This is a genomic window from Acidovorax sp. NN32, from assembly GCF_057597245.1.
This window is the reverse complement of record NZ_CP199679.1, coordinates 4757814-4783269: the sequence shown is the minus strand read 5'-3', so window position 1 is coordinate 4783269 and position 25456 is coordinate 4757814. Positions and strand designations below refer to the sequence as shown.

24 protein-coding genes are annotated in these 25456 nt (G+C 65.9%); 20 read left to right on the top strand and 4 right to left on the bottom strand.

Translation table 11 applies throughout. The features are described 5' to 3' along the window. Positions 1 to 109: 109 nt before the first annotated feature. The 3 genes from ACT89O_RS22035 to ACT89O_RS22025 are packed head-to-tail and all read left to right on the top strand — an operon-like array spanning position 110 to position 3502. On the top strand, positions 110 to 952 hold the full coding sequence (locus ACT89O_RS22035) for a hypothetical protein (RefSeq protein ID WP_487261196.1): 843 nt from the start codon (positions 110 to 112) through the stop codon (positions 950 to 952). Between the two features lie 55 nt (positions 953 to 1007). Beyond that, positions 1008 to 2966 carry an MFS transporter gene (locus ACT89O_RS22030; RefSeq protein ID WP_487261195.1) on the top strand — a complete coding sequence of 653 codons (1959 nt, stop codon included), beginning with the start codon at positions 1008 to 1010 and terminating at the stop codon, positions 2964 to 2966. Next, the gene (locus tag ACT89O_RS22025) at positions 2963 to 3502 is read left to right on the top strand and encodes a hypothetical protein (protein WP_218301495.1); all 540 of its coding nucleotides are present in this window, start codon (positions 2963 to 2965) and stop codon (positions 3500 to 3502) included. Before ACT89O_RS22030 ends, ACT89O_RS22025 begins: the two co-directional genes overlap by 4 nt. Positions 3503 to 3542: 40 nt before the next feature. Here ACT89O_RS22025 and ACT89O_RS22020 read toward each other — a convergent pair whose 3' ends face one another. Beyond that, complete coding sequence (locus tag ACT89O_RS22020; RefSeq protein WP_487261194.1) at positions 3543 to 4541, bottom strand: Bug family tripartite tricarboxylate transporter substrate binding protein; 999 nt, start codon at positions 4539 to 4541, stop codon at positions 3543 to 3545. Between the two features lie 110 nt (positions 4542 to 4651). Beyond that, entirely contained in the window at positions 4652 to 5668 is a 1017-nt protein-coding gene (locus ACT89O_RS22015; protein WP_055401993.1) for a 1-aminocyclopropane-1-carboxylate deaminase, read from the bottom strand. 160 nt (positions 5669 to 5828) lie between these two features. Here ACT89O_RS22015 and ACT89O_RS22010 point away from each other — a divergent pair, with 160 nt between their 5' ends. Then, positions 5829 to 6344, top strand: coding sequence for an Lrp/AsnC family transcriptional regulator (locus ACT89O_RS22010; protein WP_055401991.1), 516 nt, complete (start codon positions 5829 to 5831; stop codon positions 6342 to 6344). Positions 6345 to 6360: 16 nt separating this feature from the next. Here ACT89O_RS22010 and ACT89O_RS22005 read toward each other — a convergent pair whose 3' ends face one another. Next, positions 6361 to 7263: an EamA family transporter gene (locus tag ACT89O_RS22005; protein WP_487262894.1), complete on the bottom strand. Its 903-nt coding sequence runs from the start codon at positions 7261 to 7263 to the stop codon at positions 6361 to 6363. A gap of 187 nt (positions 7264 to 7450) precedes the next feature. Next, a complete protein-coding gene (locus ACT89O_RS22000; RefSeq protein WP_487261193.1) occupies positions 7451 to 8362 on the bottom strand; it encodes a LysR family transcriptional regulator in 912 nt (303 codons plus the stop codon). 154 nt (positions 8363 to 8516) lie between these two features. Between ACT89O_RS22000 and ACT89O_RS21995 the strand changes: the two genes are divergently transcribed. From ACT89O_RS21995 to ACT89O_RS21920, 16 genes are read left to right on the top strand one after another with little or no spacing between them, the layout of a single operon-like run. Beyond that, positions 8517 to 10181: a DUF1302 domain-containing protein gene (locus tag ACT89O_RS21995; RefSeq protein WP_487261192.1), complete on the top strand. Its 1665-nt coding sequence runs from the start codon at positions 8517 to 8519 to the stop codon at positions 10179 to 10181. Between the two features lie 14 nt (positions 10182 to 10195). Further along, the gene (locus ACT89O_RS21990; RefSeq protein WP_487261191.1) at positions 10196 to 11548 is read left to right on the top strand and encodes a DUF1329 domain-containing protein; all 1353 of its coding nucleotides are present in this window, start codon (positions 10196 to 10198) and stop codon (positions 11546 to 11548) included. Positions 11549 to 11561: 13 nt separating this feature from the next. Further along, positions 11562 to 12596 (top strand): WD40/YVTN/BNR-like repeat-containing protein, encoded by a 1035-nt coding sequence (locus ACT89O_RS21985; protein ID WP_487261190.1) that lies wholly within the window; start codon positions 11562 to 11564, stop codon positions 12594 to 12596. Next, positions 12593 to 14992: an efflux RND transporter permease subunit gene (locus ACT89O_RS21980; RefSeq protein WP_487261189.1), complete on the top strand. Its 2400-nt coding sequence runs from the start codon at positions 12593 to 12595 to the stop codon at positions 14990 to 14992. Before ACT89O_RS21985 ends, ACT89O_RS21980 begins: the two co-directional genes overlap by 4 nt. Before the next feature lie 19 nt (positions 14993 to 15011). After that, a complete protein-coding gene (locus ACT89O_RS21975; RefSeq protein ID WP_487261188.1) occupies positions 15012 to 15509 on the top strand; it encodes a nuclear transport factor 2 family protein in 498 nt (165 codons plus the stop codon). 4 nt (positions 15510 to 15513) lie between these two features. Then, positions 15514 to 16677: an alpha/beta hydrolase family protein gene (locus ACT89O_RS21970; RefSeq protein WP_487261187.1), complete on the top strand. Its 1164-nt coding sequence runs from the start codon at positions 15514 to 15516 to the stop codon at positions 16675 to 16677. 46 nt (positions 16678 to 16723) lie between these two features. Beyond that, positions 16724 to 17665 (top strand): VOC family protein, encoded by a 942-nt coding sequence (locus ACT89O_RS21965; protein WP_487261186.1) that lies wholly within the window; start codon positions 16724 to 16726, stop codon positions 17663 to 17665. A gap of 9 nt (positions 17666 to 17674) precedes the next feature. Beyond that, complete coding sequence (locus ACT89O_RS21960) at positions 17675 to 18025, top strand: Rieske (2Fe-2S) protein (protein WP_487261185.1); 351 nt, start codon at positions 17675 to 17677, stop codon at positions 18023 to 18025. After that, a complete protein-coding gene (locus tag ACT89O_RS21955) occupies positions 17959 to 19152 on the top strand; it encodes an FAD-dependent oxidoreductase (protein WP_487262893.1) in 1194 nt (397 codons plus the stop codon). Before ACT89O_RS21960 ends, ACT89O_RS21955 begins: the two co-directional genes overlap by 67 nt. A 12-nt stretch (positions 19153 to 19164) precedes the next feature. Then, positions 19165 to 20325, top strand: a complete 1161-nt coding sequence (locus ACT89O_RS21950) for an MFS transporter (protein WP_487261184.1) — start codon at positions 19165 to 19167, stop codon at positions 20323 to 20325. Further along, entirely contained in the window at positions 20322 to 21338 is a 1017-nt protein-coding gene (locus ACT89O_RS21945; protein WP_487261183.1) for a tripartite tricarboxylate transporter substrate binding protein, read from the top strand. Before ACT89O_RS21950 ends, ACT89O_RS21945 begins: the two co-directional genes overlap by 4 nt. 17 nt (positions 21339 to 21355) lie before the next feature. Continuing rightward, positions 21356 to 22153, top strand: coding sequence for a cyclase family protein (locus ACT89O_RS21940; RefSeq protein ID WP_121421364.1), 798 nt, complete (start codon positions 21356 to 21358; stop codon positions 22151 to 22153). Between the two features lie 11 nt (positions 22154 to 22164). Next, positions 22165 to 22749 (top strand): cupin domain-containing protein, encoded by a 585-nt coding sequence (locus tag ACT89O_RS21935; RefSeq protein ID WP_121421363.1) that lies wholly within the window; start codon positions 22165 to 22167, stop codon positions 22747 to 22749. Continuing rightward, positions 22746 to 23717 carry a Bug family tripartite tricarboxylate transporter substrate binding protein gene (locus tag ACT89O_RS21930; protein WP_487261182.1) on the top strand — a complete coding sequence of 324 codons (972 nt, stop codon included), beginning with the start codon at positions 22746 to 22748 and terminating at the stop codon, positions 23715 to 23717. Before ACT89O_RS21935 ends, ACT89O_RS21930 begins: the two co-directional genes overlap by 4 nt. Then, positions 23714 to 24460 (top strand): SDR family NAD(P)-dependent oxidoreductase, encoded by a 747-nt coding sequence (locus ACT89O_RS21925; protein ID WP_487261181.1) that lies wholly within the window; start codon positions 23714 to 23716, stop codon positions 24458 to 24460. The genes ACT89O_RS21930 and ACT89O_RS21925 overlap by 4 nt, the downstream gene beginning before the upstream one ends. Positions 24461 to 24464: 4 nt before the next feature. After that, positions 24465 to 25454: a tripartite tricarboxylate transporter substrate binding protein gene (locus tag ACT89O_RS21920; protein WP_487261180.1), complete on the top strand. Its 990-nt coding sequence runs from the start codon at positions 24465 to 24467 to the stop codon at positions 25452 to 25454. The last annotated feature ends 2 nt before the right edge of the window (positions 25455 to 25456 follow it).

Sequence of the window (25456 nt, the reverse complement as noted above, 5' to 3'; positions counted from 1 at the left end):
TTATCAATACCCAAGGTGGCGTGGGTAGCCCTTTGTGCGACTTTTGTGGGGCCCGGACGCGATGGCCTGCCCACACTGCGCGGCATTCCAACTCCGCAGGAATTCCGCCATGCCGTTGTTTTCTTCCGCAACTCCTCTCAACCGGGCCGAGACTGGCCTGCTGCTGGGCGCCGCCGCCTTGTTCGCGCTGGCCGTCTGGGGGCCGGTGCTGCCCGCCAGCGAACACCAGCACGCGTTTGCCGACCAGCGTGCGTGGCTGGGCATCCCTTGCGCGCTTGATGTGCTGAGCAATCTGCCCTTTGCCCTGGCGGGTGTGTGGGGGCTGGTGATGCTGCGCCGGGCGGTGGGCCTGGATGTGGCGTCGCGGTGGCTGGCCGGGCTGTTTTTTGCGGGACTGCTGTGCACGGCAGCGGGCTCCATGCTGTACCACGGGCAGCCGCACGACGCGGGCCTGCTGTGGGACCGGCTGGGCATGGTGCTGCCGTTTGCGGGACTGCTGGGGCTGGCGGCCACCGGCCGCGTGAGTGCGCGCGCCGGGTGGGCCGCTGCCGGTGTGGTGCTGCTGGCCGGGCCGCTGGCCGTGGCCTGGTGGGCGCACACCGGCAACCTGCTGCCCTGGGCTGTGGTGCAGCTGGGCGGCATGCTGGTGGTGCTGGCTCTGGCGTGTAGGCCCCGGCGCGATGGAGCGCTGGCGGTGCACCTGGGCGCGGTCATCGGCCTGTATGCCGTGGCCAAGCTGTTCGAGGCGGCAGACCACGCGGTGTTTGACGCTACCTACCAGGCGGTGTCGGGGCACAGCCTCAAGCACCTGTTTGCCGCAGGCGCGGCTTGGCCCGTGCTGACGGCCCTCGCGGCGTGGCGCCCGCGCCGGGCACCGGGCGGGCCGCAGGTCACGTTGTTTGTGCAGAATGGCGCCCACGCCGTGGGTGTCGCCCGCAGTTCACGGGTGTGAAGTGCGGGCGCGGAAAATTCCAACAAGCCAACCCATCGGAAACGAGGAGAAACGCATGCATCCCGAGACCCCCTCAGCCAGCGCAGCGCCAGCATCCGTGCCAACGCCAACGCAGACCCATGAGGACCCGAACCAGTTTGCCCTGCTGCGCCAGCGGCGGTTCGCCCCGTTCTTCTGGACACAATTCTCCGGCGCGGCCAACGACAACCTCTTCAAGTTTGCGTTCACCGTGATGGTGACCTACCAGCTCAGCGTGGACTGGCTGCCACCCGCCATGGCAGGGCTGGTGATCGGTGCGCTGTTCATCCTGCCGTTTTTGCTGTTCTCGGCCACCTCCGGGCAGCTGACCGACAAGTACGACAAGACCAAGATGATCCGGTTCGTGAAGAACATGGAGATCGCCATCATGCTGGTGGCGGCCTTCGGGTTCATGACGGACAACGTGCCCATCCTGCTGCTGTGTACCTTTCTGATGGGCGTGCACTCCACGCTGTTCGGCCCCGTGAAGTTCGCCTACATGCCCCAGGTGCTCAACGAACGTGAGCTGACCGGCGGCAATGGCATGGTGGAGATGGGCACCTTTGTGGCCATCCTGCTGGGCAACGTGGCCGGTGGCCTGCTGGTGGCCATCCCGGGCATTGGCCACACCACGGTGGCCGTGGCCTGCGTGGTGGCGGCCCTGGCCGGGCGCGCGGTCGCGCAGTTCATTCCCTCGCTGCCCGCCACCGACCCCGGCCTGACCATCAACTGGAATCCCTTCACGGAAACCTGGCGCAACCTGAAACTGGCGCACGAGAACGTCGCAGTGTTCCGCTCGCTGCTCGGCATCAGCTGGATGTGGTTCTTTGGCGCCGTGTTTCTGAGCCAGTTTCCGAGCCTGGCCAAGGAGGTGTTGCACGGCAACGAACAGGTGGCGTCGCTGCTCCTTGTGGTGTTCTCCATCGGCATCGGCATCGGCTCGCTGCTGTGCGAGGTGCTCTCGCGCCGCCATGTCGAGATCGGCTTGGTGCCGCTGGGCGCCATCGGCATGAGCGTGTTCTCCATCGACCTGTACTTCGCCTCGCGCAACCTGCCCCCTGCCGAGATCATGGGCTTGGCCGCCTTCATGGCCCAGGGCGCGCACTGGCGTGTGATGCTGGATCTGCTGCTGCTCAGCCTGTTTGCGGGCCTGTACAGTGTGCCCATGTACGCACTGATCCAGATGCGCAGCCAGCCCACGCACCGCGCACGCATCATCGCGGCCAATAACATCCTGAACGCACTGTTCATGATCGCCAGCTCGCTCATCGCCGGTGCCTTGTTGGGCGCGGGCTTCACGGTGCCGCAGATCTTCCTGTTCACCGGCATTGCCAACGCGGTGGTGGCGTTCTATATCTTCATGCTGGTGCCCGAGTACCTGCTGCGGTTTGTGGCCTGGGTGTCGTCGCGCTTCGTGTACCGCTTCAAGGTGCAGGGCGACGAGAACCTGCCTTCGACGGGCGCGGCCATCCTGGCCTGCAATCATGTGAGCTTTGTCGATGCCGTGTTGCTCATGGCGGCCAGCCCGCGCCCCATCTACTTCGTGATGGACCACCGCATCTTCCGCGTGCCGGTGCTGGGCTGGCTGTTTCGCCTCGCCAAGGCGATTCCGATTGCACCCTACAAGGAAGACCCCAAGACTTACGAAGCCGCTTTCGACCGCGCCGCGCAGGTGCTGCGCGAGGGCGATCTGCTGGCCATCTTCCCTGAAGGTGGAATCACCAAGGACGGGCAGCTGCAGGAGTTCAAGGGCGGCATCATGAAGATCATCGAGCGCGCGCGCGCAGAGGGTGTTGAAGCCCCGGTGATCCCTATGGCGCTGACCAATTTGTGGGGCTCGTACTTCAGCCGTATCGAGCAGGGCGGCGCCATGGTGCGACCGTTCCGGCGGGGATTTTTCAGCCGTGTGGGGCTCAATGTGGGCCGCCCGGTGGCATCGACGCAGGTGCAGCCCGCGCTGCTGCGCACCCAGGTGGCGGACCTGCTGCAAGCATGAGCCGCGATGAATCCTCCAACGCTGCAGCGGCAGCGGCGGACCACGGCGCATTGACGGACCGCATCCTGGAATTCCTGCGCAGCATCGGCCTTGCGGTCTGCGAGGCCGAGGTCCCCGAAGGCAGTTTTCTACCCGGCGTCCGCATCGAGCGGGGTGGCCTGCGTGTGGACCGGGCGCGGCTGCGCTGGCCTGGAGACCTGCTGCATGAAGCTGGCCACCTAGCGGTGGTACCCACGGCGCTGCGATCCACCCTGGATGATGCGCTGCAGGACCTGCCCGAGGTGGCCCACGGTGGTGAGATCGAAGCCACGGCCTGGGCCTGGGCGGCCACTCGGCACCTGGGGCTGGATTCCGCCGTGCTGTTCCATGACGGCGGTTACCACGGGCGCTCCGTCGGGTTGCGCACCACCTTTGAGCTGGGGGTGTACCTGGGCGCCTCGGGCTTGGCCGCTGCTGGGCTCACTCTGCTGCCCGCGCAGGTCCTGCCGGGCGGAACCCCGGCCTATCCGCACATGCTGGCCTGGCTGCGGGGCTGAGAGTCCAAAAGGGCCAAAGGCAAGGGGCCTCGCGCGGCGTTCAATCCGCGCGGATCTGCGCGCGCTGTGCAATTGCACGCATGCGTGGCAACTCGTCTTCGATCTGCGTGAGCACGGCATCGCCCGTGGCGTACGACGGCTCCAGCCCGGCGGCGATGAGCTTGCTGCGGACCTCCGCGTCCGCCAGGGTGTCGGCCAGGGCCTTGTGCAGTTTGGCCTTGGCCTCGGCGGGTAAGCCGCGTGGCGCAACCACGGCCAGCCAGGAGTCGGCCGAGAACCCGGGGAAGCCACTTTCCGCCACCGTAGGCACGTCGGGCAGTTGCGTGGCCCGCGTTGCACCCGTGACGGCAATGGCCTTGATCTTGCCCGCCTTGAGCTGTGGCAGCGCTGCGGCCACGGTGTCGATGGTGAACGGGATCTGCCCGCCCATCAGGTCGCTCATGGCGGGCGCGCTGCCTCGGTAGGGCACGTGCATCACCTTGATGCCGGCGGCAGACCACGTCAGCTCTGCCGCGAAGTGGCCGGTGGTGCCGTTGCCAAAGGAGCCGTAGGAAAACTTGTCGGGAGCGCGCTGCACCGCCCCGATCAGCTGCTTGAGATTGCCCACGGGCACCTCGCGGTTTGCCAGCAGGATCAGCGGCACGCGGGCCACCATGCCGATGGGCTCATAGCTCTTGACGGGGTCGTAGGGCAGCTTGGCATTGAGCGCCGGATTCACGGTGAACGTGGAGCCCGAACTGATCAACAGCGTGTAGCCATCAGCGGGTGCGTTGGCCACGAAGGCCGCTCCGACCATAGTGCCTGCACCCGCCTTGTTCTCAATCACGATGGGCTGGCCAAGGCGGTCGCCCAGCTTCTTGCTGATCGTTCGACCCACGATGTCCACGGCGCCCCCTGGCGGGAAGGGAACGATGAGCTGTATCGGCTTGGTCGGATAGCCTTCGGCAAGCGCCAGCCACGGCGTTCCGAGTCCCAGCCCCGCGAGGGCTGCTGCCAAGTGGATCACGCTACGCCGTCTGTCGATCTGCAAGCACTTCATGGGGCACTCCTTGGAGGGGAAAAGCGTAGGCCTCCAGCATCGAGGCCAGGGCCACTCAGATCAACGACAGCCCGGCCAGCGGTGCCAGCTGGTGCTGCTCGCTGGACGCATCAGCCGTTGCGAAAAAGAAAGCTGTAGGCGTTGAGCGCTGGCACGCCTCCCAGGTGCGCGTACAACACGCGGGAGCCTTCGGGGAACTCGCCCTTGCGCACCATGTCGATCATGCCGTGCATGGACTTGCCTTCGTACACCGGGTCCGTGAGCATGCCTTCCTGGCGCGCGCACAGGCGGATGGCTTCGAGCGTGCCCTCGTTGGGCAGGCCGTACTCAGGGCCGCCGTAGCGGGTGTCCAGCACCACGTCTTCGGCGGTCAACTCCTGGCCCAGCTCCACGAGCTTGGCGGTGTTTTGGGCGATGCGCAGGATCTGCGCATGGGTCTTCTCTGGTTTGGCCGAGGCATCGATGCCGATCACCTTGCGTGCACGGCCGTCGGCTGCAAAGCCCACCACCATACCGGCCTGCGTGCTGCCCGTGACCGAGCACACGACGATGTAGTCGAACTGGAAGCCCAGCTCCTTCTCTTGCTGGCGAACCTCTTCGGCAAAGCCCACAAAGCCCAGGCCGCCATACGGGTGCTCGGAGCAACCGGCCGGGATGGGGAAGGGCTTGCCACCGGCCTTTTTCACATCGTCCATGGCCTGCTCCCAGCTGGGGCGGATGCCGATGTCGAAGCCCGCAGCATCCAGGCGCACATCGGCGCCCATGATGCGGCTCATCTCGATGTTGCCCACACGGTCGTACACCGCGTCGGAGTAGTTGACCCAGTTTTCCTGCACCAGCACGCACTTCATGCCGAGGTGCGCCGCCACGGCAGCCACCTGGCGCGTCTGGTTGGACTGGATGCCGCCAATCGACACCAGCGTGTCGTAGCCGCCTGCAATCGCTTCGGGGATGAGGTATTCGAGCTTACGGGTTTTGTTGCCGCCGAAAGCCAGGCCCGAGTTGCAGTCTTCGCGCTTGGCGTACAGGTGCACCTTGCCGCCCAGGTGGGCCGAAAGGCGCGGCAGCGGTGTGATGGGCGAGGGGCCGAAGGTGAGCGGGTGGCGGGCAAATTTCTGCAGGTTCATGGCGGTTTCCGGTCGATGAAGAGAAGGCGCAAGCGGGGGGCTTGCAGTGCCTTCATCGTAGAAAAATGCGCGCATCACGTGGTTGCAAAATTTGTTCGAATTACGGCGTTTAAGGTTTATGGAAGAGAATATGAGTGGAAAATATTTCTCTGAATAATCTATGTGCGCAACAAAAGTTCGTGTCAAGAATGTGCCGCAGGCCGATGTCTCGGCCGAACTGGACCGCACCGACAAAGCCATCTTGCGCCAGCTGCAGCGCGACGCGTCGCTGTCGAACGTGGCTTTGGCCGAAAAGGTGCACCTGAGCCCACCCGCCTGCCTGCGCCGGGTGGAGCGTCTCAAGCGCCTGGGGCTCATCGACAAGGTGGTCGCGCTGCTCAACCCCCAGGCCGTGGGGGCGGGCATGCTGGTGATGATTGGCGTGGTGCTGGACCGCTCCACGCCCGAGTCGTTTGCCGAATTTGAAAAGGCGGCGGCCAAGGTGTCGGGCTGCATGGAATGCCATGTAGTCACTGGCGAGTTTGACTACTTCATGCTGGTGCGCACGCGCGACAACGACAGCTTCAATCGCCTGCACGCCGAGCAACTGCTCTACCTGCCGGGCGTGCGGCAGGTGCGCTCATTCATGGTGCTGCGCAATGTGCTTTCGACCACAGAGCTGCCGCTGGCGGTGTAGCGCAAGCCCCATTTCTTTATTGCGCCCCGCGCAGCCGCCCCATCACCGCCGTCCAGGCGGTGCCGCCAAACAGGTTGACCACCAGCCCCGCCATCAGCAGCCCGGCGCCCGCAAAGTGCACAGGCAGCAACTGCTCGCCAAATACCACCCAGCCCGTGGTCAGGCCCACCACGGGCACCAGCAGCGTGAACGGCGCCACACGGTTCACGGGGTAGCGCGACATGAGGTAGGTCCACAGCCCGAAGCCCAGCAGCGTGGAGATCCACGCGATGTAGGCCACGGCGGCCATGGATTTCAGCGACAGGTTTTGCACCGCTGCCAGCACAGCACTGGGGCCGTCCATCACCAGCGCCAGGGCCACAAACGGCAGGGGCGCCACCAGGCTGGACCAGACGATGAAGGCAAACTGGTTCATCGGCCCATGACGCCCCACGGCGCGGGTCACGATATTGCCGCAGCCCCACAGCGCTGCCGCCGCCACGGTCAGCGCGAAGCCCGCCAGCGGCATGGAGGCCCCATGTGCACTGCCAATCAGCACCAGCCCCACGCCTGCCAGCGCCAGGCCCGCCACCTGGTTGCCCAGCCATTTCTCACGCAGCCACCAGGCTGCCAGCAGCAGCGTGAAGAACGACTGCGCCTGCAGCACCAGCGAGGCCAGGCCCGAAGGCATGCCCATGTGGATGGCGGTGAACAGCAGGGCAAACTGGCCCACGGCCATGGTCATGCCGTACAGCAGGTACAGCCGCAGCGGTACCTTGGGTGGCTTGACGAACAGCAGCGCCGGAAACGCCGCCAGAAGGTAGCGCAGCGCGCCCAGCAGCATGGGAGGGATGTCGGCCACGCCCACCTTGATCACGGCAAAGTTCAGCCCCCAGACGACGATGACGAGCAGGGCGAGGGCGAGGTCACGGGGGCGCAGGGGCAAATTCATGGTGAGGCCGTAGAAGGGTCTGGCTGGATGGGGAGATTGTGCGTGGGCATGCTGGGGGTGGCCGGTACCGATGGGCCGGATATCGATCAAAACAAGACATTCCTCGCGCGCCTTGCGCCTTGCATCCCATCCCGGCAAGGGCCTTGTGCGACCCTGAAAAAATCTTGAACACGTTCTAAATAAGCGCAGCCACCTCGATCGCGCGCTCGCGCAACCACTGCAGAGCCAGGTCCTTGTCCCGATGGCGGTGCCATTGAAGGGTCTGGCGCATCACCGGGATTTCCAGGGGGGGCTCCCATACGTGGATGGGCAGCCCGTACTGCAGCGCGCGTTGAGCAAGGCGCTTGTGCACGGTGGCAATGCGTGCTGTGCCGATCACCAGGCTAGGCAGGGATGCGAGGGTGGGCGCGGTGACTTCGATGCGGCGCTTGACGCCAAAGCGCTCCAGAAACCAGCCATCGAACGCGGGGATCTGCCGCGCGCCGGAGTAGTCGGCCACCACATGTCCCGCCGCCAGATAGTCGTCAAAGCTGAGCTGGCCTTGGATGTGCGGGTTGCCCGTCCAGGTGACGCACATGTATGTCTCCTCGAACAGCGTCATGCTCGGGTGTTTGGCCGACACATATTGCTCGGGGATGATGAGCATGTCGGCCCCGTACTCCTCCAGCTGCTCCACGGGGCGGGCGTTTTGCGCCCGCAGATGCACCTGGACCCCGGGCGCTTCGTGAAACAGCCTCTCGATCAGCGGCTGCATGAACACGGTGGTGGTGAAGTCTGACACCAGCAGCGTGAAGCTCCGGGTGTCGGTAGAGGGGTCAAAGCGGGGCTTCTCGGCGATGGTGCTGTCGATGCGCATCAGCACTTCACGCACCGGGTCCAGCAGCGCCTCAGCGCGGGGCGTCAACACCATCTGACGGCCCTGCGGCACCAGCAATTCATCGTCGAAATACGCACGCAGCCGCGCCAGCGCATTGCTGGTGGCGGGCTGGCTCAGGTGGATGCGCTCACCCGCGCGGCTGATATTGCGTTCGGTCAGCAGCGCGTCCAGCGCCACCAGCAGGTTCAGGTCGAGTTTGTTGAATCGCATGGGCTACGGGTAAACGTTGATATCCGCGATATCAATTGATGGAATCTGAAAAATCCATTTTTCGAATGCGAGCTTACTCCCTACAGTAGCCACCGAACCGATGTCCAGCCCCTTTGGTCATCAGATTCTCAAAAAAACAGAACGGAGACAAATGATGAAACACTGCCCATCAGGCGCAGTGCGGCGGGGTGCTGCCCAAAGCCGCAGAAGCCGCCTCGCACTGGCCCTTGCCACTCTGGCTGTCACCCCCTGTGTTTCTGCCATCGAGCTGGACACCGGCAACCCCGACTGGAAGCTGCGCTGGGACAACACCGTCAAATACAGCCTCACCGGCCGCCTCAATACGGCACTGCCTGAGTTGTCGTCCGCGTTGCCCCTGGCGGCCAACCAAAACGACGGCAACAACAATTTCAAGCGTGGTGTGGTGTCCAACCGCGTGGACCTGCTCAGCGAGCTGGATCTGACCGGCCCCAGCTACGGTGCGCGCCTGAGTGCGGCGGCCTGGTACGACCAGGCCTACAACAGCCATACGGACAACACCAGCGCCACGTCCAACCACAGCCCTGCGAGCGAGTTTCCGGCGGAGACCCGCAAGCTCATGGGGCGCAAGGCCGAGCTGCTGGACGCCTTTGTGTACGGGCGCTTTGATGTGGCCGACAAGCCCGCCACGGTGCGCCTGGGCCGCCACACCCTGTTGTGGGGAGAGAGCCTGTTCTTTGGCGCCAATGGCATCGCGGGCGGCCAGGCCCCGCTGGACCTGATCAAGCTGCTGTCGGTGCCCAACTCCACCTTCAAGGAAGTGGCCCGGCCGACCGGCAAGGTCTCGGGGCAGGTGCAACTGTCGTCCGACGTGACGGTGGGCGCGTACGTGAACTACGAGTGGGAGAAGACCCGGCTGATGCCCGTGGGGGCCTACCTCTCGACCAGTGATTCGCTGGGCCCGGGTGCAGAGCGCATCAATGCGGGGCCAACGGGCACGTTCATCCGGCAGGCGGACCTGGATGCCAAGAACTCGGGCCAGGGCGGCTTGCAGCTGCGCTGGCGGGTCGAGTCCATCGACACCGATCTGGGTTTCTATGCCATCCGCTACCACGCCACCACCCCCAGCAACATCAACAACGTGCTGGTAGGCCTGCCCCCCGCGCTGAGAGCCAGCAGCTACCGCTGGATGTACCACGAGGGCGTGCGCGCCTATGGCGCCAGCTTCTCCAAAACGATTGATAACTGGGGCCTGGCTGGGGAAGTCTCGGTGCGCCACAACGCGCCCCTGGCCAGCTCTGGGCAGTCCACCCTGGCCACCATTGGCGTGAATGCGGGCCTCAACAACAACAGCAACCCGGGCTACGCGGTGGGCGAGACCGCGCACGCGCAAGTGTCCTGGATCGCATCGCTGGGCCCTTCGTGGATATCGCGCGAAGCGTCCTTTGTGGGCGAGGTGGCCTGGAACCAGCGCACCAAGGTCACACGCAATGCGCAGATGCTCAACCCCAATGCCGACAAATCGGCCACTGGCGTGCGCATGGTGTATTCGCCCAGCTACCGGCAGGTGCTGCCGGGTCTGGATCTCACCCCCTCCATCGGCATGGGCTACACGTTCGGCGCCTCGTCAGCCGTCGGCCCGGGGTTTGGGGTGGACAAGGGCGGCGACATCAACCTCGGTCTGGCCGGGGTGTACCTGGGCACGTGGAACGTATCGCTGAACTATGTGCATTACCTGGGCAAGGCCGCGCCCACGCTCGATGCCGCCAACAACGCGCAATACAAGCAAGCGCTTAAAGACCGCAACTCGCTGACGCTCTCGGTCCGCACCACTTTCTGATCTGGAACTCTGTCATGAAGCACTACCTGCACATCGCGGGCGTCTGCCTGCTGTCGTCTGTGGCCCTGGGCGCTGCACACGCCGCCGTGAGCGCCGAGGAAGCCGCCAAACTCAAAACCGAGCTGACCCCCCTGGGGGCCGAGCGCGCGGGCAACAAGGAGGGCACCATCCCCGCGTGGAGTGGTGGCTACACCACCCCCATCGCGGGGTTCCAGAATGGCGGGCGCCGGGGCGACCCGTTCGCGGGCGAAAAGCCGCTGTACAGCGTCACCGCCGCCAACATGGCCGAACATGCGAGCAAGCTGACCGAAGGCACCCAGGCACTGCTTAAAAAATACCCGCAGACCTTCCGGGTCGATGTGTACAAAACGCACCGCACCGCCGCTGCGCCGCAGTGGGTGTATGACTACACAGCCAAGAATGCCGTGCAGGCCAAGCTCGATGGTGAGAAGGTCACAGGTGCCTACAGTGGCATTCCGTTCCCCATCCCCAAGACCGGCGAGGAGATCATGGCCAACCATGAACTTCACTGGCGTGGAGAGGCTTGGCAGGCCGACTTCCGGGGCTACCTGGGCACGGCCAATGGCCAGCGCGTGCTGTCGGTGGAGGGGCGTGGTGACTTCCAGATGCCCTACTACGCCCAAGGCCAGCACGACAAGTTCACAGGCGAGTACTGGACCATCCGCCTGGTCAACAGCGGCCCACCGGTGCGTGCGGGCGAGGCCATCACGGGCCGGTCGCACCTGGACCAGGACAAGAGCGCATCGTGGGTGTACCTGACGGGGCAGCGCCGCGTGCGCAAGCTGCCCAATGCCTGCTGCGACACGCCCACGCCTGCCACCGCAGGTGTGGCAAGTTTCGACGAAATCGACGTCTTTGCCGGGCGCAACGACCGCTTTGACTGGAAGGTCGTGGGCAAGCAGGAGATGCTGATCCCCTACAACAGCAACCGCCTGCATACGCCCACCAAGGACAGCGATGTGCTATTGGCCAATCACCTGAACCCCGACCACGTGCGCTGGGAGCTGCACCGCGTGTGGGTGGTGGAGGCCACCCTCAAGCCCGGCCAGCGCCACCAGGCACCCAAGAGCCGCTACTACGTGGACGAAGACACCTGGGTGGCCGTGCTGGGCGACCGCTGGGATGCCAAAGGCCAGCTGTGGAAGACCATCTGGTCCCACCCGGTGGTGATGCCTGACCTTCCTGCCACCACGCCGCAGCAGCAGTGGGGCTTCAACGACCTGATCTCTGGTGCCTGGTATGCCAGCGGCGTGGTCAACGAGCGCAACCAGCACTACAAGATCGTGCCGCGTCGCCCGGACAGCTTCTTCTCGCCCGATGCCATGGCGGGCGAGGGTGTCCGCTGAGCGGGACTGAACCATGCGTATTGCGATCTATGTAGCTGCAGCCATCGCTGCGGCGGGGGCGGGCTGCGCCTTCGCACAGGTGGGGGATGCACTCCAGCGCCCTGCACTGAGCGTGAAGGCTCCTCAGCGCGCCGTGCTGCTGGCAGCTGCCGCAGCAGGGCAGCGGCTGGTGGCGGTGGGCGAGCGCGGAGTGGTCGCGCTGTCCGACGACCGGGGCGTGACCTGGCGACAGGCGGCCTGCCCGGTCAGTGTGAGCCTGACGATGGTACGTTTTGCGGACGAGCGCCACGGTGTAGCCGTGGGCCATGGCGGCACGGTGCTGACCACGTCCGATGCCGGCGCCAGCTGGGCGCTGCGGCTGGACGGCCGGCGCCTGGCCGCGCTGGCCAAGGCGGCCGCTACCACGCCCCAGGCGCTGCAGGACGCAGAGCGCCTGATGGCCGATGGCCCGGACAAGCCCTTCATGGATGTGGTGGTGTGGGACGCCCAGCGCATGCTGGCGGTGGGCGCCTATGGCTTGGCCTTCTACACCGCCGATGGTGGACAGACCTGGGCGTCCTGGATGGGCAGGTTGCCCAATCCCAAGTCCCTGCACTGGTATGTGGCGCGGCGCCAGGGCAATACCCTGCTGCTGGCGGGAGAGCAGGGGCTGCTCGCCCGCTCCAGCGATGGCGGCATTACGTTTGAGGCTTTGCCATCGCCTTACAAGGGCAGCTGGTTTGCGGGCGATCTGAACGCCAACGGGCGTGTGGTCCTAGCGGGCCTGCGGGGCAACGCCTGGCGCTCGGACGACGTGGGCAACACCTGGTCGCAGCTGGCATCGCCCACGCAGAGCGCGATCACCGCCGTGGCCGACGACGGCAATGGCGGACTGTGGTTTGCCACACAGGCGGGCGCAGTGCTACGCCAGCAGGGCGAGGCACTGGTGCCCCTGAACGCGGCGCCCGTACCCGTGCCGTCGGCGCTGCTGCCGCAGCGTGAGGGCCCCTTGCTCGCACTGGGCGTAGCCGGTGTAGTGCCTGTGGTGGCACAGAAGGCACGGCCATGAGCGTGCCCTCCTTCGATACCCGCTCGGGCTCGTTGATCGAGCGCGCGCTGTTCAACCACCGAGCCGTAGTCGTGTTGCTTTGCGCCCTGGTCACTGCCCTGCTGGGTTGGCAGGCCACGCGGCTTCAGCTCAATGCCAGCTTTGAAAAGACCATTCCCACGAGTCACCCCTACATCCAGAATTTTCTGGCCTACCAGTCGGAACTCAGTGGCCTGGGCAATGCGGTGCGCGTGGCCGTTGCCCGCCCCCAGGGCAACATCTATGACGCGCAGTACCTGGACACCCTGCGCCGCCTGTCTGACGAAGTCTTCCTGCTGCCGGGTGTGGACCGTGCTCGGATGAAGTCGCTGTGGACCCCCACCACACGCTGGGTGGGTGTCACCGAAGAGGGCCTGGAAGGCGGGCCGGTCATTCCCGATGGTTTTGATGGATCGTCAGCCAAGCTGCAGCAACTCGCGGCGAACGTGGCGCGCTCCGGAGAGATCGGCCAGACGGTAGCGCGCGATGCCGCATCGACCGTGATCTTTGTGCCCCTGCTGGCCAAGGATGCCCAGGGCCAGTCGCTCGACTACGCCCTGCTGTCGCGGCAGTTGGAGACGCTGCGCGGAAAGTACGAGGCTGAAGGCGTGGCTATCCACATCACCGGCTTTGCCAAGATCGTGGGCGACCTGATTGATGGCGTACGGGCCGTGCTGGTGTTCTTTGCCATGGCGGTAGCCATCGCCACGGCCATGGTGTTCTGGTACACGCGCTGCATCCGTTCCTCGCTGCTGGTGGTGCTGGCGTCGCTGGTGGCCGTGGTGTGGCAGCTGGGCCTGCTGCCTTTGCTGGGGTATGCACTCGACCCGTATTCCATCCTGGTGCCGTTTCTGGTGTTTGCCATCGGCATGAGCCATGGTGCGCAAAAGATGAACGGCATCATGCAGGACGTGGGACGGGGCGTGGACAAGCTGGTGGCGGCGCGCTTCACCTTCCGGCGCCTGTTCCTGGCGGGCTTGACGGCCCTGCTGGCAGACGCAGTTGGGTTTGCCGTGCTGCTGGTCATCGACATCCAGGTCATCCGCGAACTGGCGATTGCCGCGTCGATTGGCGTGGCCGTGCTGATCTTCACCAACCTGATCCTGTTGCCCATATTGTTGAGCTACACCGGCGTCAGTGCGGTGGCTGCCGAGCGCAGTCTGCGCGCCGAACAGGCCGATGCGGCGGGAGCTGCCAAACACCCGCTGTGGACCCTGCTCGACCGCTTCACCCAACGGCCCTGGGCCACGGTGGCCGTGGCCGCCGGGCTGGTAATGGGGGTGGGGGGTCTTCTGGTCAGCACGCAGCTCAAGATTGGCGACCTGGACCCGGGGGCGCCCGAGTTGCGCGCAGACAGCCGCTACAACCGCGATGTGGGATTCATGAACGCAGCCTATGGCGCGGGCAGTGACGTGCTGGCGGTGATGGTCAAGACGCCTGAGGGGCAGTGCTCCCACTTCGATGCGCTGAACAAGGTCGATGCGCTCGAATGGGAGCTGCGCCAGATCGACGGCGTCGAGAGCACCAACTCGCTCTCTCTGCTCAACCGCCGGGTGCTGTCGGGCCTTAACGAAGGCAACCCACGGTGGTACGAGTTCTTGCCCAACCAGGACATGCTCAACACCGTGACGGCCAGCGCACCCCGTGGGCTCTACAACGATGCCTGTGGGTTGTTGACGGTGTACGTCTATCTGCGCGACCACAAGGCCGACACCCTGGCGCGGGTTGTGGCCCACATCGAGGCCTTTGCCCAGCGCAACAACACGGCAGACACCCAGTTTCTGCTGGCCGCCGGGTCTGCGGGTATTGAGGCAGCCACCAACATCGTGGTCAAGGACGCGTGGCGAACCATGCTGCTCATGGTGTACGGGGCGGTGGTCGTGCTGTGTTTTGTGACCTTCCGCTCGTGGAAGGCGGTGGTGGTGGCCGTGCTGCCGCTGGTGGTCACGTCTTTCCTGGCCGAAGCGTTGATGGTGGCGCTGGGCATGGGCGTGAAGGTCGCCACGCTGCCGGTGATTGCGCTGGGCGTGGGCATCGGCGTGGACTACGCGCTCTACATCCTGTCCATCACGCTGTCGCAACTGCGCGAAGGCAAGAGCCTGTCGGAGGCGTACTACCGCGCCCTGCTGTTCACCGGCAAGGTGGTGATGCTGACGGGTGTGACGCTGGCCGTGGGCGTGATCACCTGGGTGGCGAGCCCGATCAAGTTCCAGGCCGACATGGGCTTGCTGCTGGCGTTCATGTTCCTCTGGAACATGCTGGGGGCGCTGGTGTTGTTGCCCGCACTGGCCCACTTTTTACTCAAGCCTGCGGCGCCCGTCGCCAACGCCCGTGCAACCGCGCGCGACGTGCACGGGGTACCGCAAGGCGCTCATTGATTGACAACGAGGACGAACCATGACCACGACCCACACGATGTGCGTTGCTGCCGGTCTGTTGCTGGCATGCGTCTGCGCACAGGCCGAGCCCAGCCCCCAACCGACCGAAGTGCTGGATCGCTACATCGCCGCAGTCCACGCGGGTGACATGGCCGCCGTGCGCGCGCTCATCGCGCCGGAGGTGGAGCGATCGGACTTTCCCGGCTGCACTCCTGCCATGGACAACCCCAGCTGCCTGGCGCACTACATCGACGCCACGGTGGTTCGGCCGCAGGCCCGCTTGTCTGTGCTGAGCACCGAGGTGGATGGGGACCGGGTGTCTGCGCTGCTGGAGGTGCGCAGCGAGCTGTATCGCCGTGCCGGTGTGGAACGCATCGTGGGCCGCGATGTGCTCCGTGTGACCGATGGGCGGATCCAGTCCTTCCGCTTTGTCCCCGACTTTTCCGACGCGCCCACGGCCGTCTTTTTTGGCACGCTGGGCATTGGCCCGCGTGCCTCCCAAGCCCCCGCAAAGTGATCCTATGTTCAAGTACTTTCCTACCAACTACGTCTGGAACCTCTCGGTCGATCTGGCCATCGAGATGGGCGCACGCATCGGTGAAATCGAGGAGATGTGCGCTCCGCTGCAAGAGGCCGCCAAGGCGCCCGATGCCGCTGGCACGCAGGCCTTCCGTGAAACCTGGGTGCGCATGGCGGACAAGCTCTGCGGCTTGGCCGAAGAAGATGAAGCGCGCGGCTGGCTGTATTCAGCTGGCGAGAAATACCGCCGCGCCTCCAGCTATCTGATCACCGCCGAGCGCTTGCAGGCGCACAACGCGCCCGGGCGGCTTGCCGTCTATCAGCGCGAGCTTGAGTTGTTTCTCAAGGGTTCGCAGTTGCTGGGCGACCGGGTGCAACGGGTGGAGATTCCCTACGAGGGCACCCACCTGTCCGCGTTGTACTACCCGGCCCACGGCCTGCAGCCGGGCAAGCGCGCGCCTTTGTTGGTGCAACTCAATGGCCTCGATTCCACCAAGGAAATGAAGTATCTGGTCGGGTTGCCCGCATGGCTGGCCCAACGCGGCGTGTCCTCTCTGGTGGTGGACCAGCCAGGCACCGGCGAGGCGCTGCGGCTGCAGGGGTTGACGGCGCGGTACGACACCGAACACTGGGCCAGCCGCGTGGTGGACTGGCTGGAGCAGCACCCCGACGTGGACCCGAAGCGCATCGGCTGCGAGGGCGTATCGCTGGGCGGCTACTACTGCCCACGCGCCGTGGCCATGGAGCCGCGTTTTGCCTGTGGCGTGGCCTGGGGCGCCAACCACGACTGGCGTGATGTGCAAAAGCGCCGGTTGGAGAAAGAGGGCGACTTCCCCGTGCCGCACTACTGGGCTCACGTGTGCTGGGTCTGGGGCGCCAAGGACGTGGACGAATTCATGCACATCGCGGAAAACGTGCACCTCGATGGTGTGGTCGAGAAGATCAAGGTGCCTTTCCTGGTGACGCACGGCGAGCGCGACTCGCAGATCCCGCTCAAGTGGGCGCACCGCACCTACGAGCAGCTGGTCAACAGCCCCCAGCGCGAACTCAAGGTGTTCACCGACCGCGAGGGTGGATCGCAGCACGCCAGCTTTGACAACAGCATCAACGCCGGCCACTACATCGCTGACTGGGTGGCCCAGACCCTGGGTGGTCATACCGCCTGAGAGCCCCGCACCTGCCCTGACAACCTCTACAACCAAGGATCAACAGATGAACATCATTGGACCCGACGCGCTCGTTTTTGGCGTGGACGACGTCGCTGCCTGCGCCCAGTACCTCACCGACTACGGGCTCACTCCCGTGGGCGTCACCGCTGCGGGTGGGCGCTTTGAAGCGCTGGACGGCACGTGCGTGGAGATCCGCTCCCAGGGCGACCCTTCTCTGCCACCCGCGCTGGGCACTGCCAGCATGTTGCGCGAAACGGTCTACGGGGTCGCAGATGCGGCCACGCTCGACGCCATCGAAGCCGAGCTGGCGCGCGACCGGGCCGTGGTGCGCCAGGGCGATGTGCTGCGCACCACCGATGACTTGGGCTTTGCCCTCGCTTTCCAGGTCACGGTGCGCAAGCCGCTGGCATTGCCTGCCGAGGCCGTGAACGCGCCCGGTGCCGTCCCGCAGCGTGGGCCCAACGCCCTGGGCCTGTCGCCCGACATGGCGGCGCGGCCCCGTTCGCTGTCGCATGTGGTGTATTTCGTGCCCGACGCGGCCAAGGCCGAGGCGTTCTACGCCCGACTGGGCTTTGTGTGCACCGATCGCTTCACGGGTGTGGGGCCGTTCTTGCGCCCTGCGGGCACGCAAGACCATCACACCTTGTTCATGATTCAGACGCCGCCGTTCATGAAGGGCTGCGAGCACTTCACCTTCCATATGGGCGGCCCCACCGATGTGTTGCTGGCGGGGACGCGGTTTGTTGAAAAGGGCTACCAGAGCTTCTGGGGGCCGGGTCGCCACAAGTTTGGTAGCAACTGGTTCTGGTACTTCAACTCGCCCCTGGGCTGCCACGTGGAGTACGACGCCGACATGGACCAGCATGACGACACCTGGGCCGCGCGCGAGGTGCCGATGAGTGCCGATGCTTCGCAGCTCTTCCTCTTTCAACACCGCGAGAAGTGGGCGCCTTCGGGCCCGCCACCTGCGGGTGCACCGCACTGAGAGCCGACCATGAAGCTCTGCCACTGGAACGATCTGCCCGATGGTGAGTCGCGGGGCTTTGACCCCGCAGGCCGTGGGCAGGACACGGTGCTCATCGTGCGCCAGGGCGAGCGGCTGTACGCCTATGCCGATCTGTGCCCCCACCTGGACACCCCCATGGCATGGCGCAAGGACCAGTACCTGAATGCAGCAGGTGATCGCATCGTCTGCGCGGCCCACGGTGCGCTGTTTGACATCACCACCGGGTTGTGTACCTTGGGCCCGTGCCTGGGCGACGCCTTGGTGCCCGTGCCATTGACAGTACAAGCGAACGGCGAGATCCACATCGCCCCTACCAATCACAAGGAGACAAACCCATGAGCCTTTCTCACCAACGGATTTTGATCATCGGCGGGGGCTTTTCCGGCATGGCAGCCGCCATCGAACTGCGCAAGCTGGGTGCGCAGGTGGACCTGGTAGAGATCGACCCTGGCTGGCGCAGCTACGGTGCGGGCATCAGCCTGGGGGGCGCCACGCTGCGGGCGTTTCGGCGCCTGGGAATTCTCGAAGCGTTTCTGGCGCAGGGTAACGCCTCGGACGGCGTGAACCTGCACCTGCCCCACGGCCCTCTGGTGGCCACCTTGCCCACGCCCCGTATTGCGGGGGCCGATGTTCCAGGCGGCGGCGCCATCATGCGCCCGGTGCTGGCCCGCATCCTGGCCGAGGCCACCCGCGCGGCGGGCGCCAACGTCCGCCTGGGCTGCACCTTCTCTGCCATTGAGCAAGAGGCCGATGGCGTACAGGTCACCTTCACCGATGGACAGCGCCAGCGCTATGACCTGGTGATCGGTGCCGATGGCCTGTACTCCAAGGTGCGTGAGACGGTGTTTGAAAACGCACCCCAGCCGCGCTACAGCGGCCAGGCCGTGTGGCGTGCCGTGCTTCCCAAGCCGCCAGAGATCGAGACCGCCACGATGTGGATGGGCCCGAAGATCAAACCCGGCGTGAACCCTGTCTCCAAGACTGAGATGTACCTCTTCGTCACCGAGCCGCGCCCGACCAACGACCATGTTGATCCGGCCACCTTTGCGGACCGTTTGCGCGCATTGCTCGACGGGTTTTCCGCACCCACGCTGCAGTCCATCCGCAGCCAGATCGGACCGGATTCACAGATTGTGTTTCGCCCGCTCGAAGGCCTGCTCATGCCACGCCCGTGGTCGCGCGGCCGGGTGGTGCTGATTGGTGACACGGTGCACGCCACCACGCCGCATCTGGCGTCAGGGGCCTGTATCGGTATCGAGGACGCCTTGGTGCTGGCCGATGAACTGGCGCAGGCGGGCGATGTACCGACCGCGTTGTCGGCCTTTGAAGCCCGGCGCTGGGAGCGCTGCCGCATGGTGGTCGAAAACTCCGCCCGGCTGGGTGAGATCGAGATCGAAGGCGGCGACAAGGAGGAGCACTCGCGCATCATGCGCGAGTCCCTCATGGCGTTGTCCCAACCCATCTGAGGCGAGGTGAGCATGATCACAACCCAATCGCTGCGGGGCCGGGTGGCCCTGATGGTGGGCCATTGCGCAGGCATGGTGGATCTGGTGGCCTTGCCCGTCTGGGTGGGCACGCTGATATCGGTGTACCGGTTCGACCCCCAGCAGGCCGGCTTGCTGGCGACGCTGTTTTTGGCTGGAGCGGTGGCTGCCAGCCTGGTGTTGGCGCCGTTCTTTCAGTTGTTGCGCGGGCGCGCCGTGGCGACCTGCGGCTTTGCCGGCGCTGCCGTGGCGTTTGCCGCGGCCTCCACCACCACCCAGTTTGCGCTGTTGGCGCTGTTGCATGCCGGAGCTGGCATCGCGGCCGGCACGGCCCTGAGCGTTACCCATGGCACCATTGCCCGCAGCCTCAACCCCCACCGCATGTTCGCCCTGGTGGGCATGGCACTGGGGGTATTTGCCATCGCGTTCCTGGGGGGCACCCCCGTGCTGGTGGCCAAGCTGGGTGGACCCGTGTTGTTCCAGGTCTTTGCCGGCGTCATGGCAGTGGGCGCGGTGGTGGCGGCTCTGGCGTTTCCCGAGGCCGACAGCGTAGGCGGCGCGGCCACTTCGCGGGCTCCGGCTGCGCCTCTGCCCGCTGCGGTCTGGTGGGGCGTGCTGGGCATCGCGGCGCTCGGGCTGGTGCAGTCCATGACCTTCAGCTTTCTGGAGCGCGTGGGCAGTGACCGGGGCTACGGACTTCAGGCCGTCACCGGCGTGCTGATTGCCCTGGGCGTCGTCAACCTCTTTCCCGCAGCGTTGGCCGCTGTGCTGGAAAAGCGCTGGGCTGCCCGCAGCGTTCTGCTGTCGGGACCTGCGCTCCAGGCCTTGCTGGTGGTGGTGATCATGAACTCGCCCGTGTTTGCGCCCTATGCCGCAGCCGCCGCCGTGTTTGCGGCCGTGATGATCTTCACGCACACCTTTGCCTTTGGCGTGCTGGCGCGTCTGGACCCCAGCGGTCGGGCTTTGGCTGCCACCCCCGCCATGCTCATGTTCGGTGCGGCCATTGGCCCCATCCTCGGTGGCACCCTGGTCAAGACCTGGGGCTATGGCAGCCTGGGGGTGGCGGCCTTGGTGATCGACGCAGTGGCGGTCTATGCATTTGCACGCATTCACCGTGCTCCGGGTACTGCCGCTGCAGTGAAAGGCATGGCATGAGCCGCCTTGTTTCCTTTGTGCAGACGCAGCCCCGGCTCCGCCGGCGCACCTGCCTGGTGGCGGCTGCAGCGGGCATGGCTGCGCCGTGGGTCTATGCACAGTCGGGCCGGCACATCACCTTCATCGTGCCCCAGCCCGCTGGCAACCCCAGCGATGTGTTCGCACGCAAGCTCCAGACACTGATGCAACGGGAGCTGGGCCAGACCATCGTCATCGAGAACCTGCCGGGCGCCGGTGGCTCCATTGGTGTGCAGCGCATGCTGAACGCGCCTGCCGATGGTGCGACGGTGGTGGTGGTCTCGCAGACCGAGCCCATCCTCACCCCCTTGTCACTGGCCAGCGCCCGGTACAAGCCCGAGCAGATGCGCGCCGTCGGCACGCTGGGGCGGACCAGCTATGTGCTGGCAGGCCGGGCCGACATGCCTGCCAGCACCCACGCGCAGTTGCTGGACATGGCGCGGCAAGCGGCTGCCGTCGGCAAGCCGCTGACCTTCGGGCACATCGGGCAAGGCTCGATGATCCACCTGATGGGAACCCAGTGGGCGCGCCTGTGTGGCGTGCCGCTGGTGCATGTGCCGTACCGGGGCGTGCCACCGGTCGTGCAGGACCTCATGGGCAATCAGATCGATCTGTCCTTTGTGCCGTTGGGGGGCGCTGCGCTGAACATGCTGGAGACCGGCAAGCTGCGCGCCTTCGGCAGCACCGCCGCCAAGGCGCCTTCGCTGCTGCCACACGTCGCACCGCTGAGCCAGCTGTCTGCAGCGCTCAAAGGCTTTGAACACACCGCCTGGGGCGCGCTGCTGGTGGCGCGCAATACCCCCGAAGCGGCGGTGCATCGCCTGCACCGGGCCTTCGGCGTGGCCCTGCGCGACGCCGAGGTCCAGAGCTTTCTGCGCGCCAATGGCACCGAGCCCCAGGAGCCGCTGTCGCTGGACGCCCTGGAAAAGTTTTACCAATCCGAAATTCAGATCCACCAGGCCCTTGCCCGCACCGTGGGTGTGGTGCCTGAGTGAGCTTTGTACCCCCTGCCATGACCAAACCCCAACGCCGCTTTGTGGACCTTTCCATCTATCTGGAAAACGATGTCCTCTCCGACCCGCCCCCCTTGGCGCCCAAGATCACGTACCAGAAGCACGCCGACACGCTGCCCGAATTCATGGCCATGATCCCTGGCACCCAGCCCGAGGACTACCCCAACGGCGAAGCAGCGGCTGCCGAATGGGTGACGCTGACCACGCACAACGGCACCCACTTGGATGCGCCGTGGCACTTTCATTCCACGCAGGATGCAAAGAACGGCGGTGCCCGCCCCTCTATCACCATCGACGAGGTGCCGCTGGAGTGGTGCTTCCAGCCAGGCGTGAAGCTGGACTTCCGCCACCTGCCCGATGGCTATGTGGCCACTGCGGTCGATGTTGAGGCCGAGCTGGCCCGCATCGGCCACACGCTGCAGCCGCTCGACATCGTGGTGGTCAACACCCGTGCTGGGTCGCGCTACGGGCACAAGGACTACCTGGGCGCCGGTTGCGGTATGGGCTACGAAGCGACGATGTACCTGCTGGAGCGCGGTGTGCGCCTCACGGGCACCGATGCCTGGAGCTGGGATGCACCGTTTTCGTACACCGCCCAGCGCGTGGCCGAGACGGGCAACAAGGCCCTGATCTGGGAGGGCCACAAGGCGGGCCGCGACATCGGCTACTGCCATCTTGAGAAGTTGCACAACCTGGAGGCGCTGCCGGCCACGGGGTTCACGATCAGCTGCTTCCCCCACAAGATCCGCGGTGCCTCGGCTGGCTGGACGCGCGCGGTCGCCATTTTTGAAGACTGAGGAGTCCGCTCATGGGTTTTCCATCCATTCACCGCGTGGTCACCGGCCATAACGCCCAAGGCCGCGCCGTGGTCGCCAGCGCGGGGCCGCTGCCCACGGTGGTCGAGATTGCAGCCATTCCTGGTACGGTGTTCCATGAGGTCTGGAGCACCGCGCAGTCGCCCGCTGTCGTGGACAACGGCCCGGACCCGACGCTCGGCCCGCTGGTGCTGCCGCCCCCGCAGGGTGGCACGCGCATCCGGTTCGTGGACATTCCGCCCGATACGCCCGAGTTCCTCGCACGGGGTGCCGAGCGCATGCATGACGCCTTCAGCCAGATTGGCGATGCGGCCGCCTCCACCGTGAAGATCGACTCCCCCCACCCGCTGATGCACCGCACCGAATCGGTGGACTATGGCGTGGTGATCGAAGGTGAGCTGACGCTGGTGCTGGACGAAGGCGAAGTGCAGCTGCGCCCCGGCAGCGTGGTGGTGCAGCGTGGCACCAACCACGCGTGGGCCAACCGTTCGGGCGTGCCGTGCCGCATGTTGTTTGTGCTGGTCGATGGACGTTTTGAGTCCTCTCTGGCCGCGCTGGTGAAGGAGCAACAGCCATGAGCACGCGCCGTCAATGGCTGGGCGCTGCAGCGTCCACAGCGATGACGCCTTGGGCGTGGGCGCATGCCCCGTTCCCCACGCGGCCCTTGAGCTGGGTGGTGCCTTACCCGGCCGGGGGCTTTGGCGACGCGATGTCGCGCCTGCTGGTGCAGAAACTGGGCGAGCGCATACAGCAAGCCGTGGTCGTGGAGAACAAACCCGGCGGTGCGGCGCAACTGGCGGCGCAGTACGTCAAGCAGCAGCCTGCCGATGGCCACACCTTGCTGTACGCGGACATCGGCCCGCTGGCCATGTACCCGGCGCTGTACGCCAAACTGAGCTTTAGCCCCCTCAATGACTTTGCGCCCCTGACGCGATTGTTCAAGTCGCCGTTGGTGGTGGTCGTGCCGTCGGGCAGCCCGTTCCAGTCCCTGGTCGACTTGCTGCGCGCGGCCGCTGCAGGTGACGGGCTCAACTACGGCTCTTACGGGCAGGGCAGCCAGCCCCATGTGTGGACCGAACAACTGCGCATCAAGACGCGCTCGCGCATGACCCATGTGCCCTACCAGGGCGCAGCGCCCGCGCTGCAGGACCTGATGGCCGGGCGCCTGGACTTCATGTGCGATGTGGTGGCTTCGAGCCTGCCGCTGGTGCGCGAAGGCAAGCTGCGGGCGCTGGTCAGCGTAGGCAGCGAACAGCACCTGCAGGTGCTGCCCCATGTGCCCACGCTGACCGAGGCCGGGCATGCAGACCTCGATATTCCGGGCTGGAATGGTGTCATGGTGCGGGCTGGTACCCCGGCGTCCGTGGTCGATGTGCTTCACAAGGCGGTGGTGACCGCGCTGGAGTCTCCCGAAGTGCTGGGCCGCTACCGGCCGCTGGGCCTGGAGCCTGCGCCACTCACGCCACCCGCATTCGGCGAATTCATCCAGAGCGAATCGCAGCGGTGGGGTTTGGCCATTCGCCAGGCCGGGATCAAGGTCGAATGAGCCTCTTTGACCTGCAGGGCCGCACCGCCCTGGTCACGGGGGCCACCCAGGGCCTGGGCCTTGCGATTGCGCGCACCCTGTCTGCCCAGGGCGCCAGCGTGGTGGTCTCCGACCGCGATGCACTCGCCTGCGAACAGGTGGCTGCATCGTTGCCGAACGCCATCGGTACCGCTGCCGACATGGCCGTGCCAGCTGACATCGCTGCGCTGGTGGAGCGCGCCGGGCCCTTGGACATCCTCGTATGCAACGCCGGCATTCAGGGGCCGGCTGGCCCTCTGGCCGATGCCAGCGATGCCGACTGGCATCAGGTGTTTGACATCAACCTGCGGTCCGCAGCGCGGCTGTGTGCGCTGGCGCTGCCCGGCATGGCGGCGCGGGGCGGTGGCAGTGCCGTGCTCATCTCCAGCATTGCAGGCCTGCGCGGCAACCGTTCGATTGGCCTGTACGGTCTGACCAAGGCGGCCCTGGCCCAGCTTGCGCGCAACCTGGCTGTGGAGTGGGGCCCTGCGGGTGTGCGGGTCAACGCCGTGTCACCCGGCCTCATCCGCACGCCGTTGGCCGAGCAGCTCATGGCCGATGAAGCCTTCATGGCCAGGCGCATCCAGGCCACCCCGCTGCGGCGCGCAGGAGAACCCGAGGAAGTGGCCGGCGTGGTCGCCATGCTGGCCAGCCCCGCCGGGGCCTTTGTGACCGGACACAACCTGGTGGTCGATGGCGGCACCACCATCAGCGATGGGAGTTGAAACCATGCACCGCATGTTGAACCGAAGAACCCTGGTGGTGAGTGCCTTGGCGTTCCCGCTGAGCACGTGGGCTGCCACCTGGCCCACACGGCCGTTGCGCATCGTCCTGCCGTTCGCGGCGGGAGGTAGCTCTGACCTGGTGGCACGCCTGCTGGCCGACAAGCTGGGCCAGGCCCTGGGCAGCCCAGTGGTGGTGGAGTCGCGCGCAGGGGCCAACGGCATCATCGCCTCGGAAGCCGTGGCGCGCAGCACCGATGGACATTCCCTGCTGTGGGTCAGCGCGGCCCATGCGATCAACGCCAGCCTCTACCCTCGGCTGCCGTACGACAGCCAGCGTGACTTTGCCCCTGTGGCCCTCGTGGCAAGCCCTGGACCGATGGTCGTTGCGGTGCCTGCGGCCCTGCCGGTGCGCAGCCTCCCGGACCTGATCGCCCTGGCCCGGCGTCAGCCGGGCCATATCAGCTACGCATCGGCTGGTATCGGCAATGTGCTGCACCTGGCGGGCGAGATGCTGGCGCAGCAGGCGGGAGTGCAACTGATGCATGTACCTTACAAAGGGGCTGCGCCCGCCCTCAACGACCTGGCGGCAGGGCAAGTCAATCTGATGTTCAACAGCGCCCTGGCCGTGGCCCCGATGGTCAAGGACGGGCGCGTCCGCCTGCTGGCGCAGACCGGCGCACAGCGCTCGCCTGCCTTGCCCGCCGATCTGCCCACGGTGGCCGAGACGCTGGGCCTGACGGGCTTTCAGGTGACAGGCTGGTTTGGCTTGTTGGCGCCTGCTGCCATGCCGGCCGACGTTGTGGGCCGGCTCAACGCGGAATGCGTTCGCATCCTGGCCCTGCCCGAGCTGCGCGAAAAACTGGCCTTGCTGGGCAGTGCTGATACACCCACCCAAAGCGCGCGCGAATTTGGCGCATTTCTGGCAGCAGAGACAGACCGCTATGCCCGCGTCATCCGGGCGGCGGGGCTGCGTCTTGAAACACCTTCTTCCTGATT